Annotated in this window: 15 protein-coding genes, 3 pseudogenes and 1 riboswitch; of the genes and pseudogenes, 8 read left to right on the plus strand and 10 right to left on the minus strand. The window is 61.6% G+C overall.

Features of this window, described 5'->3' with window-relative positions; all coding sequences use genetic code 11:
• The first annotated feature begins 385 nt into the window (after positions 1-385).
• From IPF76_RS15945 to galE, 8 genes and pseudogenes are all read left to right on the plus strand, one after another.
• Positions 386-898 (plus strand): class I SAM-dependent methyltransferase, encoded by a 513-nt coding sequence (locus IPF76_RS15945; protein WP_293846112.1) that lies wholly within the window; start codon positions 386-388, stop codon positions 896-898.
• A gap of 771 nt (positions 899-1,669) precedes the next feature.
• A pseudogene (locus tag IPF76_RS15950) lies at positions 1,670-2,448 on the plus strand (DUF1996 domain-containing protein).
• Positions 2,449-2,666: 218 nt separating this feature from the next.
• Complete coding sequence (locus tag IPF76_RS15955; RefSeq protein ID WP_293846114.1) at positions 2,667-3,770, plus strand: acyltransferase; 1,104 nt, start codon at positions 2,667-2,669, stop codon at positions 3,768-3,770.
• 446 nt (positions 3,771-4,216) lie between these two features.
• Positions 4,217-4,522, plus strand: a complete 306-nt coding sequence (locus tag IPF76_RS15960) for a hypothetical protein (RefSeq protein WP_293846115.1) — start codon at positions 4,217-4,219, stop codon at positions 4,520-4,522.
• 302 nt (positions 4,523-4,824) lie between these two features.
• Positions 4,825-5,508: a TonB-dependent receptor gene (locus IPF76_RS15965; protein ID WP_293846117.1), complete on the plus strand. Its 684-nt coding sequence runs from the start codon at positions 4,825-4,827 to the stop codon at positions 5,506-5,508.
• A 72-nt stretch (positions 5,509-5,580) separates the two neighbouring features.
• Positions 5,581-5,688: pseudogene (locus IPF76_RS20980) on the plus strand (excalibur calcium-binding domain-containing protein); the annotation flags it as partial.
• A gap of 183 nt (positions 5,689-5,871) precedes the next feature.
• Positions 5,872-6,876, plus strand: coding sequence for an NAD-dependent epimerase/dehydratase family protein (locus tag IPF76_RS15970; RefSeq protein WP_293846119.1), 1,005 nt, complete (start codon positions 5,872-5,874; stop codon positions 6,874-6,876).
• 173 nt (positions 6,877-7,049) lie between these two features.
• Complete coding sequence (gene galE / locus IPF76_RS15975) at positions 7,050-8,066, plus strand: UDP-glucose 4-epimerase GalE (protein ID WP_293846121.1); 1,017 nt, start codon at positions 7,050-7,052, stop codon at positions 8,064-8,066.
• On the opposite strand, the gene IPF76_RS15980 is transcribed toward galE, so the two are convergent.
• From IPF76_RS15980 to IPF76_RS16025, 10 genes and pseudogenes are all read right to left on the minus strand, one after another.
• Positions 8,063-8,635 (minus strand): TMEM165/GDT1 family protein, encoded by a 573-nt coding sequence (locus IPF76_RS15980; RefSeq protein ID WP_293846123.1) that lies wholly within the window; start codon positions 8,633-8,635, stop codon positions 8,063-8,065. The two genes, galE and IPF76_RS15980, sit on opposite strands and share 4 nt — an antisense overlap.
• Positions 8,636-8,657: 22 nt before the next feature.
• Positions 8,658-8,834, minus strand: a riboswitch (yybP-ykoY riboswitch).
• A complete protein-coding gene (locus tag IPF76_RS15985) occupies positions 8,813-9,097 on the minus strand; it encodes a hypothetical protein (RefSeq protein WP_293846125.1) in 285 nt (94 codons plus the stop codon). It overlaps the preceding riboswitch by 22 nt.
• Complete coding sequence (locus IPF76_RS15990; RefSeq protein WP_293846127.1) at positions 9,097-9,360, minus strand: translocation/assembly module TamB domain-containing protein; 264 nt, start codon at positions 9,358-9,360, stop codon at positions 9,097-9,099. The genes IPF76_RS15985 and IPF76_RS15990 overlap by 1 nt, the downstream gene beginning before the upstream one ends.
• Positions 9,357-10,328: a translocation/assembly module TamB domain-containing protein gene (locus IPF76_RS15995; RefSeq protein WP_293846129.1), complete on the minus strand. Its 972-nt coding sequence runs from the start codon at positions 10,326-10,328 to the stop codon at positions 9,357-9,359. Before IPF76_RS15995 ends, IPF76_RS15990 begins: the two co-directional genes overlap by 4 nt.
• Positions 10,288-12,339 carry a hypothetical protein gene (locus IPF76_RS16000; protein ID WP_293846131.1) on the minus strand — a complete coding sequence of 684 codons (2,052 nt, stop codon included), beginning with the start codon at positions 12,337-12,339 and terminating at the stop codon, positions 10,288-10,290. Before IPF76_RS16000 ends, IPF76_RS15995 begins: the two co-directional genes overlap by 41 nt.
• Complete coding sequence (locus IPF76_RS16005) at positions 12,242-13,183, minus strand: hypothetical protein (protein ID WP_293846132.1); 942 nt, start codon at positions 13,181-13,183, stop codon at positions 12,242-12,244. Before IPF76_RS16005 ends, IPF76_RS16000 begins: the two co-directional genes overlap by 98 nt.
• Entirely contained in the window at positions 13,183-15,510 is a 2,328-nt protein-coding gene (locus tag IPF76_RS16010) for a BamA/TamA family outer membrane protein (protein WP_293846134.1), read from the minus strand. Before IPF76_RS16010 ends, IPF76_RS16005 begins: the two co-directional genes overlap by 1 nt.
• Before the next feature lie 161 nt (positions 15,511-15,671).
• The gene (locus tag IPF76_RS16015) at positions 15,672-16,856 is read right to left on the minus strand and encodes a nucleotide sugar dehydrogenase (RefSeq protein WP_293846136.1); all 1,185 of its coding nucleotides are present in this window, start codon (positions 16,854-16,856) and stop codon (positions 15,672-15,674) included.
• Positions 16,857-16,951: 95 nt separating this feature from the next.
• Complete coding sequence (locus IPF76_RS16020; protein ID WP_293846138.1) at positions 16,952-18,118, minus strand: protein adenylyltransferase SelO family protein; 1,167 nt, start codon at positions 18,116-18,118, stop codon at positions 16,952-16,954.
• Between the two features lie 31 nt (positions 18,119-18,149).
• Positions 18,150-18,350, minus strand: a pseudogene (locus IPF76_RS16025) (protein adenylyltransferase SelO family protein); the annotation flags it as partial.
• Positions 18,351-18,470 lie beyond the last annotated feature (120 nt).

Raw genomic sequence — 18,470 nt, forward strand, 5'->3', positions numbered from 1 at the left:
GTCAACCGGCGGACAGTGTGATGGGCTGCATCGCGAAAAACGACGATTTCTTCATTTTTATAGTGTGGCATTGTGCGAGCATATTCGGGGCTTTGTTTGACCGCTGTCGGCCCCGTCCATTAACGGTCATTGCTTCTCCACCGAGATCTGGAAAACTGCCGGCATGAACCCACGAACGCTATGCAACGTCGCCAAGACGATCTTCACGAAGCAGATGTTTCAGCAGCTTCGCCTCGCGGCGATATCACACGCGAAAGCGGAGCCCGGCATTTGTCCGGCCTGTAACTATGATGGCCGGTTTTCACCATTCGGGATGCCGGTGCGGACAGGTGTCATGTGCCCAAAATGCTGGTCGCTGGAACGCCAGCGGCTGCTCGCGCTGGCCATGACGCGAGATGATATCGAGATCACCGGGCGCGAAATCGTTCATTTCGCCGGCGAATACAGCGTCACGCATTTAATCCTTTCGAAGCAGCCAAAAAGCTATAAAATCTCGGAATATGAGGGTGATCATGGCGATGTTCGCCTCGACATCGAAAATATTGATCTGCCCGATAGTTCGCTCGACCTCGTCATCGCCAATCATATCCTTGAGCATATCGACGACCGTAAGGCGCTAGCCGAAATCCATCGCGTGCTCCGGCCAGGCGGCGAAATCATCTGCATGTTTCCGATAATTGAGGGCTGGTCAGAGACCTACGAAAATCCGAGGGTCACGGATCCCGTTGGCCGTGATACTCATTTTGGCCAATGGGACCATGTGCGCTATTATGGCAGCGACGTTCGCGACCGCATCCGCGAGGCTGGGTTCATGCTGCGAGAGATTACCGCCGGGCCTGAAGACGTCCTGCAATTCAGGTTGAGCCGCGGCGAAAAGATATTCGTTGGCCGGAAGTAGGTCTGCGCCTCTAGGCGAGTGGCCTAGCTTTGGGATTCCCAAGATGAATGCCATGGAGAGCTAGTCCCGGGACATCGGACCGACGACATTGACTTGAACTGCGAGTCCTGCCTGCGTCGATCCGAGGCTGAATGGCGGCCGCCGTGCCTCTCGTCCAGCTCATCGACCCACGTTCGGCGAGATCGGTCACACAAGGGAGAATGTTCTTGCGGTTGCCCTGTCTGTTGCTCGTCGCGATGCCAGTCGTGGCGCAGACCACCAACGATTGCCCCCAGAAGGTCGCGACGAGGTAAATCTTGTTCTGAACTTCGCGGATCAGGCCGTCTATGGTTGCGCACGCCAGCAATATGTCAGTTGCGCGGAAAGGGTGCGTCAGGCTGCCGATGTGACGGGCGACGCCTCGTATGCGAACGCCGCCGCGCTGCAGAAGCCGCACCACACGGTCACCGAGCCGGCAACCGGCCCCCTGCCCAAAGTAGATGACGCCAAACCGGTCCCGTCGGGGCTTAGCGTCGCCTCGCTACTCGGTCCGAAAAGGATCCCACCAAGTTCGGCACCCGATGTTGTCGGCGCGTTTCGCTTCCTGTGCGGCGCGGGACAGGTCAGCTATGACGACCCGATCGTGTACCCCGGCAAGCCCGGTGCGGCCCATCTGCATCAGTTTTTCGGCAACCTTGGAGCTAACGCGGTTTCGACCTACGAGAGCCTCCGGAAAGCGGCGAGAGCACCTGTCAAAACGACCTCAATCGATCGGCTTATTGGATGCCAGCGATGCTCGACGGCAAGGGCAACGTAGTCCGGCCCGACTTCGTATCGATCTATTACAAGCGCCGACCTGCCAGCGATCCTTACTGTGCGACCGCTGCCAAGGGGTGTGTCGGCATTCCCCGCGGCCTTCGCTTCGTCTTCGGTTGGGATCAAACCAGACCCAGCGAGCGACAGCCGCAAAACAACAGGTTATTCAACTTCAAATGTGTGAAGGGCTGGACCCCACGACAGCTGCTTTCCCCGACATGATCGAGCCGATGAAGGCATGCAAGCCTGGTCAATGGCTCTCAGCAACGATTGGTACGCCGCAATGCTGGAATGGGGTCGACCTGGATACGAAGGATCATCGCAGCCACCTCTCCGACATGGTACGAGATAGGAATACGGGCAAGAATGCCTGTCCGTCCTCGCATCCGTGGATAATCCCGCAATTCACGATGGGCGTCTCGTACAGCATAGAGGCGGGCGACGATCCGACGCTTTGGACGCTCGCGAGCGACCATATGGTCCCTGCTGCGCTGCGCCGCCCCGGTTCGACCTTCCACAGTGACTATTTCGAGGCGTGGCAGGATGAAATTCGGCTCCGTTGGGAAGCGGGCTGTATCGACAAAATGCTCAACTGCTCAGATGGCGATCTTGGCGACGGGCAAATCATGTCGCGCGGCAAGCGATACCCTTCGGGAAAGGCGTCGCCCAGGTTGGTGCCTGTCCCTAAACGCACGTGGATTACGCAAGTATTCCGGACTATCGCTATCGGACCCGTTGCAATCATGCTCAGTTGATCGCATCTCCAGTTCCCCAGCTGTGGCAGAACGGCTGCGATGATGAGAAATAACGATCTGCGCTGCGTGTCATCAGCGACAAGTGCCGGCGTGGTTCGCCGAGCAACGCCTGCTCCCTGCAGCTGTCAAGAGGCGAGCAACACCGCGGCTCCCGTTCGTTCTCTCGCTTTGGTTGCCCGTTGGTTGCGCGCCAGCATCGGTGATGATAGCCGGAGCAGATGGGGCGGGATCAATTCACGGGGCGCGATGCTGTAATTGACGGCTGGCGCGGCATTAGCGTGCTAATGGTCATCATCGGGCACCTCTTCGCCTATCGCGCCAAGGATATGTATCCGGTCGAAGCGCTGAATTCGTTAGGTTTGTCGCTCGGCAACAAGAGCTTCGCGATCATCTCGTCGCTCGGAACGCTCGGCGTCTGCTTCTTCTTTATGATCAGCGGATATTTGATTACGACGCTTCTGGTTGCGGAAGAAGGCAAGCGCGATCAGATCAATCTGAAAGCGTTCTATGTCCGGCGCGCCTTTCGAATTATGCCCGCTTTTTATGTCTACGTGATTGCGGTGTTTTTTCTCGGCCGATCTGGGTTGGTCCTCATAGATGAGGAGGCAGTGCTTCGGAGCTCGATCTACGTCTGCAATTTTTCCGCCTTCTCGTGCTCGTGGTGGCTCGCCCACACATGGAGCCTCGCCGTCGAAGAGCAATTTTATCTTGTGTGGCCAATGATCTTCGCATTTGCGGGCTCGTCGCGCCGGAGCAGCGCGATTGCCCTGCTTATCGCGTTATTTGTGGGTTCTCTATTCTTCGCGCCGCTCGGCAGCTTCATCTATATTATGGCAGGTGTTGTGGTCGCACTTTTCGCAGGGTTGCGGGAACGCCTCGCGTTGATCGATGCAAGCTGGGCATGGATACTCTTCGCGGTGCTTGTGACCCTGCCCGCCGCGCCACATTCAGTAGTCAAGATCGTAGGCCCCATTCAACCAGTGCTCATCGCAGCCGTCTTGTTCGGAACGCTGTTCGGGCGCTCTCCAGGTCTTTTAACGGGGATGCTGCGCAGCGCCTGGCTGAATAAAGTTGGGCTGGTATCCTATAGCCTTTATCTGTGGCAGCAACTGTCACTTGCCCCTGCCGCGTGGGGAGGCACGGTCACCGGCGCCGAAACCCTGTATAGCCATGCAAACATTGTGCTGGCGTTTGCTTTCATTCCGATGGCGATTACATCCTATTTCCTGATTGAGAAGCCCATGCGTACCATTGGTCATCGCATTTCGCGGCGGCTCACAGATCGCGCGGCTTCTCCGATTCCGGTTGAGTTGGAAACATAGGCTTACAGCGATGCGTGGGCTTCACAGGCTCGTGCAGACGACGGGTTTCGAAAACACACAAGATTTTTGCTTATTCTAAAACGCTTATATCTTCCGCCAGAGCGTAACCCAACGGTCGAGGCCGCCTGCCATGAGGTGGGTTGAGCTCGCAAGAGACGTCCCTAGGGACTCCCATATGGACGTCCTGAGCGAGGGTGAGAGACGGCGATGTAGATATTGGGCCGGGAATGGCGTCGTTGATGGAAGGAAGCGCAGAAGCTGGAGATTCTAGGTGCTGTGGGGGCGAGAGGCGAGCCTTTGGCACGCGTTGCGCGGCGCTAAGATGTATCGCAAAGCCAGATTTTTAATTGGCGCCATCAGTTCAAGAAGAGCGGACTGTTTCCCGCGACGGTTGGGCCGACCCGACGACTGCCCTGACCAGACAGTCGGACACCTATGCTGAAACGATGGGAGCCGATGCGTCGTTGCGCTTTGGTTCAGCAGATCGTCACATCCGGATCGGCGCTGATTTCGAGCTGATCGACAAGGGCTATATGCTGTACAATTCCCTGTCCCCCGCCATCTTCATCCATCCGCTTGGTCGCGCCAAGAGCGACCGGGTGGGCGGCTATGTCGAATGGCGGAACGGTTTTGGCGTCATTGAATCCGAACTGGGACTGTGCATCGACCGTCACGGCGCATCAACCGGCGCATCGCGCTTTGGCCCCTTGGTTCCCGCAGACCCGGCCAATCTCGCCAAGGCGTTCGCATAGGCCGACCGTAACTGGTCGGGCACCAGCGTCGATGCATCGCTGCGCCTATGGGTCCATATCGGCGCTTTCACTCCGCGGCTGGCGCTTGCGCAAAAGACTCGGGCGCCCAGCCTCATTGAGCGCGATTCCTGGTTGCCCACCGAAGCCAGCGGAGGTCTCGCCGACGCCGATATCTATGTGGGCGACGTCCATCTGAAGATTGAAAAGGCGTGGATTGCCGAGCTTCGTTTCGAATGGAAGGGCGATAATGGCTATGCACCCCCGGTGGTCTGTTATCTCCGTATCGACGATTCATCCAGGGTGTGCCGTTTGACTCGACGCCCGGCATCCTCGACACCCCCGTCGAAATCGTTTCGAACGGCAGTGGCGATCCCACCCCGCTGCGCTTTGCCAACACCGATGCACGCATCTCGGGCGCAGACATTGCCTTTGGCGCGAAGATTGTGGGGCCGCTGCGGCTTGACGGAGTTGCCAGCTCTGTGGGTGCTGAACGCACGGATATTGCCGAGAATCTCTACCGCATGGCACCGGCCAATGGCCGTCTGGCGGTCAGCTGGGTGCAAAGCCGCTGGTCAATCTCGGTCGAAAGCCAGTTCGTCGCACCGCAGAAGCGGGTTTCGGACACCAATGGCGAGGCGCTGAGCGCCGGACATGTCCTTGCCAACATCGCGGGATACTGGCTGATACGTGACGGCATCAGGCTCGATCTTGGCATCCAGAACCTGTTCGATTCCTATTATCTTGAACATCTGGCCGGATACAACCGGATAGCAGGGTCCGATGTCCCCTTGGGCGCGCGTTTGCCGGGTGCGGGCCTGTCCGCCTTTTCCGTATCCGCTGGGCGATGTAGCAAGGAGCACGCGGGCGTCAGTCAGCTACCGGCGCCGACGCTCACGCTCGCGCAGCCCGGCGCGGCGTGTGAAACAGCGCTTTCCATATGCCGCCGACTTTCGCGCAGCGCACCCGCGACCCGGCATGAAATCTAAGATGCGGTCGCAGAGTTTGACGCCGGCGCGGCGGTCCGCGCCGTTAGGCGTCATGTAGGTAACTGCCGGAAATCGCGGGCAGCTGGCGCGGCGCCGCTCCGCCGCAGCCAGCGCGTTTATCGTGCCGAGACGAATGGCGATCGCGACGGCATCGGATGCGAGCCCTATGGCAGTAGATAGGAACCGGCGAACATCACTCCGCATTGTGGCGCCAGACCAGCTTTACGGAGGGCCAAACCCATCGTTACCTGTGAATTTACGGATTGGCCTGATATGTCTGCTAGCGCAGCGCATGAATCATCATGACAGCGTGAGAAGGCGGCGCGGGCGCGCATTTACCGACGATTGAACCGGGGACGGAATTTGACGATACTCATCACCGGCGCAGCTGGCTTCATCGGGATGCATGTCGCGGCTGCGCTGCTTGAACGCGGCGAGCGCGTGGTCGGAATCGACAATTTCACACCCTATTATTCGCTCGAGCTCAAGCGCGCCCGCATCGCGCATATTGAGGCGCGTTACGGCGACCTCTTCAAATTCAAAGATGTTGATTTCGGTGCTGCAGGCGCGCTCTCAACCGCGCTCACCGATGTAACGATCGATCGGATCGTTCATCTGGGTGCACAGCCGGGGGTCCGCTATTCGCTCGAAAACCCGGCGGCCTACATCCATTCAAACATTTCCGGGCACGTGAATATTCTCGAGCTGGCGCGCCACCGCGCAATTTCGCACCTCGTCTATGCCTCGTCGTCGTCGGTCTATGGCATGCGGGCCGATACGCCCTTTCGGGTCGCCGATCGCGCCGATGCGCCCATCTCGCTCTACGCCGCAACGAAACGCGCCGATGAGTTGATGAGCGAAACCTATGCGCATCTCTACCGGATCCCGCAGACCGGGCTGCGCTTCTTTACCGTTTATGGTCCCTGGGGACGCCCCGACATGGCGGTCTGGAAGTTCACCGAAGCAGTGCTGCAGGGTCGTCCGATTGATGTTTACAATCATGGCGACATGCTCCGCGATTTCACCTTCATCGATGATATCGTCAACGGCGTGGTCCTGGCACTCGATCGCCCGCCGGCAGATGATCACCGCGAGAAACCGGGCGGCTTCACCACGCCGCACCGATTGTACAACATCGGCAACAACCGCCCCGAGCAGCTGACCGACCTGATTCGCGCCATCGAGGCCGCGTGCGGTCGCAAGGCCCAAATCAACCTGCTGCCGATGCAGGATGGCGACGTCTATCAGACCTTTGCCGATATCGAAGATATTAGCCGCGACCTGGGTTTCGCACCGACGACGCCGATGGCGGTCGGGATTCCGGCGTTTGTCGATTGGTACCGTGAGGACTGGTTGAAACGCGCATAGGGCGACCGCGACCGCGACCGCGATAAGGCAACGACACTTGCGGGTTCGCGCTCCGCCCATTGCCGTAAAACCTAACCGCGCCGATGGATATGGGCGATGGCTTGGTACGAAGCCCCGGATAGAATAGGGCGATCTGTAGACGGCAAAACATCCGTGTGGAGGCATGATATCCGATGAATATCCTATTGACCGGCGGCACCGGCTATATCGGCAGCCACGTTGCGGCGGCGTTGATTTCGACGGGCCATCAGGTCGTCTGTTTCGACAACCTCGCCAACAGCGATGCCGCGGTCATCGACCGGCTCGAGGCGATCACAGGCACGGCGATCCCCTTGATGATCGGCGACATCCGTGATGGCGATGCGTTGCGCCGCGCCATGGCGGATCATGGCGTCGAAGCCGTGATCCATTTCGCAGGGCTGAAAGCCGTCGGCGAATCGGTCGCCGAGCCGATCAAATATTACGACAACAACGTCCGCGGCACCCTGTCGCTCGTCGAGGCGATGGCTGAGTGCGGGATCAAGACGCTGGTCTTTTCGTCGAGTGCGACGGTGTATGGCCAGCCGCGCTACCTGCCGCTCGATGAAAATCACCCGACCTCGGCGACCAACCCTTATGGCCGTACCAAGCTGATGATCGAGGAAATGCTGACCGACATCGCAGCATCCGATCCCGAATGGCGGATCGCGACGCTGCGCTATTTCAATCCGGTCGGCGCGCATGACAGCGGCCTGATTGGTGAGAACCCGAACGGTCTCCCCAACAATCTGATGCCTTTCATCAGCCGCGTTGCCGCCGGGCGACTGGGCGAATTGTCCGTGTTCGGCAACGACTATGACACCCCCGACGGTACCGGCGTGCGCGATTATATTCATGTCGTCGATCTGGCGGACGGACATGTTGCGGCGCTTGATACAATCGCGAAGGCTGAGCCGGCGCTATCGACCTGGAACCTCGGCACCGGGCAAGGCTATTCGGTGCTCGATATGGTCGAAGCATTCGAGCGCGTGAACAGCGTGCGCGTCCCTTACCGCATTGCACCGCGCCGCGACGGCGATGTGGCGAGCTGCTACGCGAGCCCCGAACGCGCCGCGCGCGAGCTGGGCTGGACCGCGCGCCGTGATCTCGACGCGATGTGTGCGTCGAGCTGGAGCTTTGAGCGCACGCTGGCGATGCGCAATTCGGGTTAGCTGAACCAACCAGCGGTTTGCGCCAGCACCCACAGGCCGATCAACAGGAATAGCGCTGCAGCGATCATCCGCACCTTTGCAAGATCGACGCGCTTGAGCAATTCATGGCCCAGGAAGATTGCGGGCACATTGGCGATCATCATGCCCAGCGTCGTTCCCGCGGTCACCGCGACGACGTCATGATATTGCGCGCCCAGGGCGATGGTCGCGATCTGCGTCTTGTCACCCATTTCCACGAGGAAGAAGGCGACCAGCGTCGTCAGGAAGGCCCCGAAACGCGGCTTGGGCGCTTCGTCGTCATCGAACTTGTCGGGTATCAACGTCCACGCTGCCATCGCGATAAAGGATAGGCCAATCGCATAGCGGAAAATGTCGCTATCGAGGAAGCTGGCCGCTGACGCTCCCAGCAGCGCGGCAAGCGCATGATTAGCCAGCGTCGCCACCAATATGCCCAGGATAATCGGCAGCGGCCGGTTGAACCGCGTTGCGAGCAGGATCGCGAGCAGCTGCGTCTTGTCGCCGATTTCGGCGAGCGCGACGACGGCGGTCGAGGTAAGCATGGCTTCCATAGGTAAAACTCCGGGGCCGGGCGGCGTTGCGATTCCAAACGACATCGACACCCGCCGCCCGGCCCGGACGAGGGATACGATGCCATTGGTCTCGCCCAAGCGGTTCCCCGCTTCCACCGCACCACGACCTCTCGGCCGAGTATGTTGACACGGTGGCCCGTCCGTTCGGACGGCTGGCTACTCCCCAGATGACGGGGGCGGGTTAGTCGGGTTGGCGGTCTCTGGCAAGGGTTCGGGGCGAACGCGCGGAATTTTTCCGCGCGGCTCAAGGTTCGGAGTGGGCGCTGCTCGAGCCTCGCCAGCGGCTTCCGCCGCCGTTTCGGATTCGGCGATAGCAGCGTCCATCGCATTGGCGCGCGCCTCGATCTCCTCCGCCGCTTTGTCGTAGCGCGCCTCGAAATCGGGCTCGCCCTTGCACGCCGCCAGCAGCAACAACGGCAGCAGGATCATCGCACCGCGCATCAATAGTCCTTGCGGTAGCGGATGCTGAGGTTCGATTGGCCCGCACCGCCCGCCTGGCTGAGCAGAGATAGCGCCCGGGTGAGACTGATCTCGAGCTGCGTCGCAGTGTAACCGCGAGCGTCGGTGATCACCTCCAGATAGATGTCCTTGGTGATATATTGGCCGGCGGCGAGCGCGGTACCGCGCCCGACGGTATCGTCGGGGCCAAGCACGCGCAGCCGGTCGATGCCGGTGGCGGACTGGAGCGCCCCGAGCGGGCTCAATCCGCCGCCCCGCTGCTGAGGGTATTGAGCGACGAGGCGAGTTGGACCGCCTGCAGCGGCGACAGCGATGTGATCGAATCGCCGAACAGGATGCGCGAGACGATTTCGTCCTGCGGCAGGCCAGGGACGCTGGAGAATGCAATCTGCGGATTGCTGGCGCGGCCTGACACCGCGACATTCACTGTCACCGTCTCGATCGTATCGCTCGCCAGCAGGCGAATCGCGGGGTCGTAGGCATCGCCGGTGGGGAAGGTCACGCGGCCTTCCTGCAATTCGAACGAGCGTCCGGCAAATCCCAGCGTCCCGCGCACCAGCTCGATTTCACCCGTCACGCGCGGCGCCAGGGTCGTCCCGCGCAGGACGATATCTGCCATCCATTCGGATTCGAGCCCCATGCCACTGACATAGATTTCATCCGCTGCCTTCAGCGCAATATCGAGGCGGATGAGGTCGAACAGGCTGCCGCCGACCGCCGCCAGCCCGTCGCCGCTGATCCGAGGACGCCCCGCCGCGGGTTTGCGCCTGATGCCGGTCAGCACGGGCACCTGCGCCGCCCCCTCGCGCACGATGCGGTAGCGCGTTTCGGGAAGTCGCAAGCTGCCCGACAGCAACGCCGCCTGCCCCGCAACCTTTTCCAGCGTCAGATTGCCCGTCGCGCGTGCCGCGATATTTTCGCTGCGCGCGAGGCGCGCATTGTCGAGCGTCATCGCGATGTTCATCGGATAACCGTCGGCCTGCGCCAAGCTGACATAGCCTTTGGCGTCGACCTTGCCATCGCCCGCCGTCGCGGTCAGCTGGTCGATCTCCAGCCGGTTGCCGGTAAAGCGGCCCGCCACGACCATGTTGGTCAGCCGCGTGCCATAGGTCTGGTTTTCATAGACCATGTCCTTGCCGCGCACGACACCCGCCAGGCACGGGTCGGCAACGCTACAGCTGAAATCGGCAGCGACCGCGATCGGTCCTGACACGCCCTGGTCGGCAGGTCCAAAGAAGGAATAGAGCGTATCCGCAGGACCGTTGTAACGGATCCCGCCGCCGAGCGGCGCCGCGCGTGGGCTGGCTCACCGATGCGGCGGTGGTGCGGGTAAAACCGGTGATCGACAGCCGCGCGTCGGCGCGCGGGAAGCTTTCGGAACTCGCCTGCTCAAAATCAAGGCTGCCCGTCGCCCGCCCGCCCAGCCCCATGTCGGGATAGACGGCATTGAGGATCGCCATGTTGACGCGTTCCAGCCGGCTCTGGACCATGATGCCATCGCCGAAGCGTCCGGCGACGCGCGCGCTGCTGCCGCGGCCCAGGTTGACTGTCGTCGGCAGCAGTTCATAGCCTTCGGGGCCGGGAATGATCCGCGCGGGCGAGGTGGTTCGGAAGTTGATCCCCGTTGCGCGGCCTTGCACTGATGCGCGCCACAGCTTTGGGGTCAGATCGGCGTTGGCGGCGATGCGGAACGGCACGCCGCTGGTGCCTTCGACCAGCGCCTGTGCTTTGCCGCGTCCGTCGCGGTAATCGATCTTCACCCGCCCGACAGCGATGTCATATTCGCGGATGCGCGTTTGCGCGATCTGGATGTCGGCGACAACATGCGGGGTGTCGTAAAGCGTGACGTCGGCATCGACGATCGCCGATCCGACTGCCAGTTTTGCGGGTCCGGGCAGCACGACGTCATTGGCGCGCACGTTGATCGCTGCCGCCTGATATTGGCCCGCGGCGCTCAATCGGACGAGGCCGCCCAGCCCTTGCCCCGATGCGTTGAGCTGCCCGACAAACGGCCCCGCGCTGCTTTGCACCAGCCGACCGTCAAACCCGATACCCGACAGGTCGCCGCGCGCGATGTCGATGGTCAGCGGCCCTGCCGCGGTCAGCAGCACGACATCGGCCGACAGCGGTCCATAATCGGTGTCGCCGGTTGCCGCGAGACGGTAACCGTTCGGTGCGCCGTTGATTCGTGCGACCAGATTGGCGAGGCCGATGCCGAGGCCGGGGCGTTCGGCGGTCAGCGTGGCGCGCGGGTCGCTGATCGTTCCCGCTAACTGGACGCCAAGCGGGCCATAGTCGGCCGAACTGGCGCGCGCGGTCAGTCGAACCTGCCCACTCGGCGCATAGCTCCCCTGCCCGCTGACGATCCGCAGCAGCGGTGAGGTCATCCGCAGATTGGCGAAGCGGATGATGCCGTCGGTGCCATAGCGGACGTCGCTGGTCGCGACCGCATTGCCGCCCAAGAGGTCGCGCACGCCCGAGTTGAACAATTGCGTCGAGCGGGCGCGGACCCGACCGGCGATCGCAAAGCCGCCGTTCGGCGCAGTTTCCAGATCGGCATCGGTGTCGATATCGAAGATGCCGACGCTCTCGATCCGGTAATCATTGATCCGCCCGTCGATCGCCCCGGTGTAAAAACCACGATTGAGATCGGCGATGACGATCGCCTTGGCATCTATGCGCGGCGAACGCAGGCGCAGATTATCGCTCAGGATGCGGCCATTGCTGTACGCGAGATCACCGTCAAGCCGCACTTGCACCAGCGTCCCGCCGGCGACCGCATCGAGGCCACGTATCCGCGCCGCACGGCCCGCGACCGGAATGATGACCTGATCGGTATCGACCCGCGCTTTGCCCGCTAGGGTCAACGCGTCGATAACAATATCGTTGACCGCAAGCGCGTTCGCATTGGCCTGGTAGGCGACGGTCGGCCGGTCGAACGCCCCGTCCAGCGTCGCCGTCGCCCGCACGCCATCGGCGCGAACCGATGGCGCAATGGCACTCGGGCGAAGCAGAACGAACGCCAGTTGCAAGGCTTCGTAACGGCTATCGCCCAGATCAAGCCCGCCGCTCACCCCCAAACGGAAGGCATCGGAAGTGAAGCGACCGTCTAGGTCGACGTTCCGCTCATCCAGTCGCGCCGTCAGATCGACCGCGGTTTGCGGCGCGAGCAGCGCGGCCGTCGCACCGGTGAACAGCCGCGCCGCCTGCGCGCTCCCTTTCACGGCGAACGTGCCGTTCCGGCCCGTCAGAGCCAGCCGTGCGAGCGGTGCAGTACCGAGATCGGCACTGAGATTGCCATTCCAGACTTTCCAGTCGCCGCGCCCCGCCAGCTTCGCGGTCAATGGCTCTTTGAAACCCGCCCATCGCTGCGATCACGCCGCCCTGCGGCGCTGTCACGTTCATGGTAACGTCGAACCGGTTCGCCTCGGGTACCGCGTCGAGCAGCAGCGCCAGTGTATCGCCCTTGGCATTCGCGCCGATCGTGGCAGCGTTGGCAGTGATCTGCGCGCGGCGGTTGGCGATCGCGATCTTTCCCGCCAGCCGCGCTTCCTGCCGCTCGCCAGCAACCGCCGGCTCAAAGATGAAGCGATCGACGCGCAGCGCGCCGACGTCGATATCGAGATCGGGCAGCAGCGGCTCGCCGGTGTCGGGGACGACCTTGAACGCCGGCATCTTGCGCATCGTCATCGTCGCGGCGGTAGCCGACCGGACATCCACATGGTTGGCGAAATAGCGGATCGGCCGCCAATCGACCCTGACCTCGGGCGATTCGAGAAAAACACCGGTGGGATCGGAGAGCGTGAAGTTGCGGATGACCATGCGGCCATAGAGCGACCCATCGAGTCGCCCGATCCCGATCTTCATCCCATTTTCGAATTCATATTTCTCGACCTGGGTGACCACGAAGCGGCGCCCGGCGTCGCTGTTGAGCCCGATCAGGAATAGCGCGAACAGCAGGATCAGTCCGAGCAGCGACAACCCGATCCAGCGCAAAACCGTCATTGGCCAGTTGCGCGGTTTCACCTTTATCGCCGTTTCGGCGACCGCGGGGGTAGCCCCGGGCATCAGAAAGCCTGCCCGATCGACACATAGACACTAACCAGCGCCTCACCCGGCTTGCGGCCGATCGGCGTCGCGACATCAAGCCGCATCGGGCCGAAATTCGTATAATAGCGCGCGCCAATACCTGCGCCAAAGCGCAGGTCGGAGAAGGTCGGTGTCGAGCCGCGATACACCTGCCCCGCATCGACAAATCCGACGACGCCGAAATTGCCAAAGCGATAGCGCCCCTCGAATGCGGCTTCGGCCACGCTGCGACCGCCGATTGGATCAAGATTGGGGTCTTTGGGGCCAAGTTCCTGATAGCCGAAACCGCGCACCGACCCTCCGCCACCGGCATAGAAACGCCGCGATGGCGCCAGCCGTTCGCGCGCCGCGCCGAGGATCGATCCGGCGCGCACCCGCGCCGCCAGCACGATATTGTCGGCGACCGGATAATAGCCGCTGACGTCGAGCCGCGTTCGCGCATAGGGTGAGAATCGGCCGGCGAGCGACCCTTCAGGCTGGATCAGCGCAGTAACACGAAAACCCTTGGTCGGATCGAGCAGGCTGTCCGTCCGGTCCATACCGATCTGACCTGCGACCCCAAAAATGGTATAGAAATCGCGGTTCCGTTCGGCGCGCACGAAATCATAATCATCCTCGCTGGTCGCGATCAGTTCGGCGCCAAAGGCGTAAGTGAATTTCTTTTGCCAGATCGGGGTCGAATCATAGCTGACGCGCGCCGCAATCCGCCCCGTGATCGCGTTGAACGCGTTGTAATCGCTCCGCGTCGTCTCGGCGACGAGTTCAAAGGTGCGATCACGGCGTCCGGCGTTCGACCGGCGCAACGTCGCTCCAAACCCTTGTTCCTGTGTTCCCAGCACGCCGCGAAAGATCAGCGCGCCTTCGGGGGGCAACAGGTTGCGATGCGTCCAGCTGCCTTCCAGCCTGATCCCCTCGCCGGTGCCATAACCGGCACTGGCGGCAAGCGTGCGCGGCGGCCCCGCCTGCTGCGTCACCAGCATCGTCACATATTCAGTGTCGTCGCCCGCGCTTTCGCCGGTCGGCTGCGGCTCGGCCGCGACGGTGGCGAACAATCCGGTCGCGACCAGCGCCTGACGCAAATCGTCGACTTTTCGGCTGTCATAAAGTTCGCCGCGCTTGAAGCGCGCCAGCACTTCGACATGCTCGGCGTCAAACGCCAGATTGCCGGTGGTCTCGATGCCCCCGAACCGCGATCTTTTGCCGATCTCGACGGGCAGCGTGTACACGCCGTCACCAGTCGCCCCATCGAGCAAAATGTCGCGCTGCCCCACCTCCGCAAAGGGATATCCCTCTTCCGGCAATTTGAGCGCAATGGCTGCCTCGGCGCCCTGGACGCGCTGCGCGACGATCGGTTCACCGACGCTGAGCGGAAAATTGTCGGCGATCAGGTGCGGCGGCACGGTGGGATCGGCCTTAAGAATGATCTCGGCCAGCTTGTATTGCGTCCCCGGCTTCACATCGATGACCGCCGTGATGGGGCGGCGCTGGCGCGGCTGCCCCTCCTGGCCTTCGTCGCGTTCGCCGCGATCAATCCGCGTGTCGACCACCGCGTCATAATAGCCTTCGGACGCCAGGATGCGCTGCATCAACTCGCCGTCGGCGGTCAGACGGGCGCGCACCATCGCGGCATTGTCGGCTTTACCGTCGCCGTCATAGAGCGCGGACAAGTCGCCGAACAGGTCGGCGAGATCAACATCGGTGCTGTCGTCAGCGGGAACGAGCCCGTTGACCTGTACCGAATAGGCAACGCTGACATTCTCGCGGTCGTCTTCAGCCTCGGCAAATTCGACCGGTTCTACATCGAAATTTTCGAGCGGTGGCAGCGGCGCCGCGAGCTCGATGTCGGTGATTGGTGCATCACCGATGACTTCGGCCGCATCGCCATCGGCGAGCGCGGGGATCGGCACTCCGTCCACCGCGGGTGCTGCAGCACCCGCAATGCTATCGCCGGCCTTCGAAGCTTCGGCCGACTGGCGCTTTTCAAAATCGGCGATCGATTCAAGCGGCCGGTTGAGCTCGGGATCATCCTCCGCGAATATCTGCGGGATCGCCTTCTCGAACTCCTCATCGCTGATGATCGGCGCGACCTCGGGAAACTGAATATCGGGCGGCGGCGGCGTCGGAGCCGCAATCGAAGTATCGGATGCCGGTTCGACCGTCGGCACAACCTGCGGCGGCGCAACCGACTGACCGATGGCAGCAGTCGTCCAGGCCAGACAACAAGCCGACGCCGATGCGATCAGCAAAGGCCGCGTCCGCTCCAGTCGCATCAGGTGATAATCACGGGAAGTTTCAGGGTTTTGCATCTGTCAGCCGTCGATACGGCATCTCTGGCTGGCACACAGCGGCGGCGCAACCCGTTTCTATGCTGCCAAAGTCCCGAATCCGGCTCATTTCGTCGCAAATATCCCGTCAGCCGTTTCGGCTGCACGCGATCAACGAGCCTATGGTGATCGGGTTCCGTGCCTCAGCTATCGACGCCGAACAGATCGCGGCTGTAAACCTTGCCTTCGACGTCCGCCAGTTCGTCGGTGACGCGATTGGCGATGATCACGTCGGCCTCGGCCTTGAACGCGGCAAGATCGCGCACCACGCGTGAGTTGAACAGCCGCTCATCGTCGATCAGCGGTTCATAGACGATCACCTCAACCCCCTTGGCCTTGATCCGCTTCATTACGCCCAGGATGCTGCTGGCACGGAAATTGTCCGATCCCGCCTTCATCGCCAGACGGTGGATGCCGACCACGCGCGGACGCCGCTTCAGCACCTCGGACGCGACGAAATCCTTGCGCGTCGTGTTCGACGACACGATCGCCTGAATCAAATTCTGCGGCACTTCGCTGTAATTGGCCAGCATCTGCTTGGTGTCCTTGGGCAGGCAATAGCCGCCATAGCCAAAGGACGGGTTGTTATAGAAACTGCCGATCCGCGGGTCGAGGCATACGCCCTCGATGATCTGGCGCGAATCGGCGCCATGCATCGCGGCGTAGGTATCGAGCTCGTTGAAGAACGCGACGCGCATCGCAAGAAAGGTGTTGGCGAACAGCTTGATCGCCTCCGCCTCGGTATTGCCCGTGTGCAATACGGCCGTCTCGGGTTTCAGCGATGCTCCGAGCAACAACTGCGCAAAGTGCGCCGCGCGCGGGTGCGTGTTGCCGACAATGATCCGAGACGGATGGAGATTGTCGAACAGCGCGCGCCCTTCGCGGAGGAATTCGGGAGAAAAGACGATCGCGTCGGTGTCGTGTTTGGCGCGCATCCGGTCGGTGAAGCCGACCGGTACCGTCGATTTGACCACGATCACCGCATTTGGCGCCATCGTCAACGCATCGCCAATCACGGATTCGACCGAGCCGGTGTTGAAATAATTGGTGTCGGGATCATAATCGGTCGGCGTCGCGACGACGACAAAATCGGCGCCCTCATAGGCAGCTTGCTTGTCGATGGTTGCCGTCAGATCGAGTTTGCGGTTCGCCAGATACTCCTCGATTTCCGGATCAGCAATCGGGGAACGGCGCGCATTGATCTCATCCACTTTATGGCTGTCGATATCGAGCGCCACGACTCGATTATGCTGTGCCAGCAACACCGCGTTCGAGATACCGACGTAGCCGGTGCCGACGATTGTGATTTTGACCGGATCGTTCGGCACTGTGTCTATTCTCCTGTGATGGTTGCCGCCCCCTAACAGCCGGTGCGAGATCGCTCAACCGCGACGCTGTCTGAGCTGCGACGACAAAGTGGCGATCAGGTACCGCAAAAGGTTTTGTAAGGGTCGGCGTCAATTGGCGCCGGCTGCGCGAAAGCAGCCCATTCGGGTCGCACGGCATAAGGGTTTTGAACAACCTCCAACAGGGCATGCCACGGGGCCATATCGCCGGCCTCCGCCGCCTCCAGCGCGCGTTCGACCTGGTGGTTACGCGGGATATTAAGCGGATTCACCGCGTCCATCGCGTCAGCGCGCTCCAGCGGCGCAATCGCTTCGCGTTCGAGTTGCGCCCACCAGTCGGCAATCCACGGCGCCATCGCCTCGGCATCGGGCAACAGCGCTTGCAACATATCGCCGTCGCCGCGCAGCAACTGCGCCAGCGCACGAAAGAAGGACGTAAAATCGACCGAATGCTGCTCGAGCTCGCCGAACAGCGCATCGATCAGCTGTTCATCGGCGTTGTCCGGCCGCCCCAACCCCAGTTTGGTGCGCATCTCGCCAAGCCATATCGCGCGGAACCGGGCCGGTATCGCATCCACCAACGCTTTGGCCGCATCGACGTCCGCAGGATCGACGGCATGTATCGCCGGCAGCATCGCCTCGGCAAACCGCGCCATATTCCAGTGCGTGATTTGCGGCTGGCGCCCATAGGCGTAGCGCCCGTTCGTATCGATCGAACTGAACACCGTGTACACGGCAAAACGATCCATGAAGGCGCAAGGACCGTAATCGAGCGTCTCACCGCAGATCGCGACATTGTCAGTGTTCATCACGCCATGAATAAAACCGACGCCCATCCAGCGCGCGACGAGTTCGCATTGCAGGCCAATCACGCGATCGAGCAGCGCAAGGTGAGGGTTGGCGGCCTCCGCCAGCTCAGGAAAGTGACGGCGTATAGTGTAATCGGACAGCTGGATGACATGGTCAGCGCCGAAATGCGCCGCAAAAAATTGAAAAGTCCCAACACGAATATGACTGCTCGCAACGCGCGTCAGCACGGCGCCAGGATGCGACCGCTCGCGCTGAACTCGATCGCCGGTCGCGACGGCCGCGAGTGACCGCGTTGTCGGCACCCCATCGCGGCCATGGCCTCCGGACACGAGAAATTCGCGCAGCACCGGGCCAATGGCGGCCTTGCCGTCGCCATTGCGCGAGAAGGCGGTCGGGCCGGATCCCTTGAACTGAATATCGAACCGCGCAGCCATCGGGAGTTACGATCTCGCCGAGAAGCAGCGCGCCGTCGCCGAGTTGCGGCGAAAAATGTCCAAATTGATGGCCGGCGTAAGCAAAGGCCAGGGGATTCGCACCTTCGGGGTCTCCTCGCCCGAAAAGATGCGCGCAAGCTGGTCGTCGCTTGTTCCTGCGGCTGCGATCCCCAGCCGATCCGCCAACGCATGATTGAAGATCAGGGGTTGGGGGCGGAAGGCTTGGCCGCATCAGCGGGCGAAAAACCCGTCCATGGAATCGTGGAAGCTATTTTCGAACGCAAAATTCATAACAACCTATGTCGAGTGTTGACGTCGTGAATGCAAGCGGCCGGACCGCATCGCATATTTC

Source organism: Sphingopyxis sp. (assembly GCF_016704835.1).
GTDB lineage: Bacteria > Pseudomonadota > Alphaproteobacteria > Sphingomonadales > Sphingomonadaceae > Sphingopyxis.

Bases quoted from the DNA above. Each gene is read 5' to 3' on its own strand.
- IPF76_RS15955 (WP_293846114.1), top strand. From the start codon at position 2,667: ATGGGGCGGGATCAATTCACGGGGCGCGATGCTGTAATTGACGGCTGG.
- IPF76_RS15985 (WP_293846125.1), bottom strand. From the start codon at position 9,097: ATGCGCGGTGCGATGATCCTGCTGCCGTTGTTGCTGCTGGCGGCGTGC.
- IPF76_RS15960 (WP_293846115.1), top strand. From the start codon at position 4,217: ATGGGAGCCGATGCGTCGTTGCGCTTTGGTTCAGCAGATCGTCACATC.
- IPF76_RS15945 (WP_293846112.1), top strand. From the start codon at position 386: ATGACGCGAGATGATATCGAGATCACCGGGCGCGAAATCGTTCATTTC.
- IPF76_RS16020 (WP_293846138.1), bottom strand. From the start codon at position 18,118: ATGGCTGCGCGGTTCGATATTCAGTTCAAGGGATCCGGCCCGACCGCC.
- galE (WP_293846121.1), top strand. From the start codon at position 7,050: ATGAATATCCTATTGACCGGCGGCACCGGCTATATCGGCAGCCACGTT.
- IPF76_RS15980 (WP_293846123.1), bottom strand. From the start codon at position 8,635: ATGGAAGCCATGCTTACCTCGACCGCCGTCGTCGCGCTCGCCGAAATC.
- IPF76_RS16010 (WP_293846134.1), bottom strand. From the start codon at position 15,510: ATGCAAAACCCTGAAACTTCCCGTGATTATCACCTGATGCGACTGGAG.
- IPF76_RS16005 (WP_293846132.1), bottom strand. From the start codon at position 13,183: ATGCCCGGGGCTACCCCCGCGGTCGCCGAAACGGCGATAAAGGTGAAA.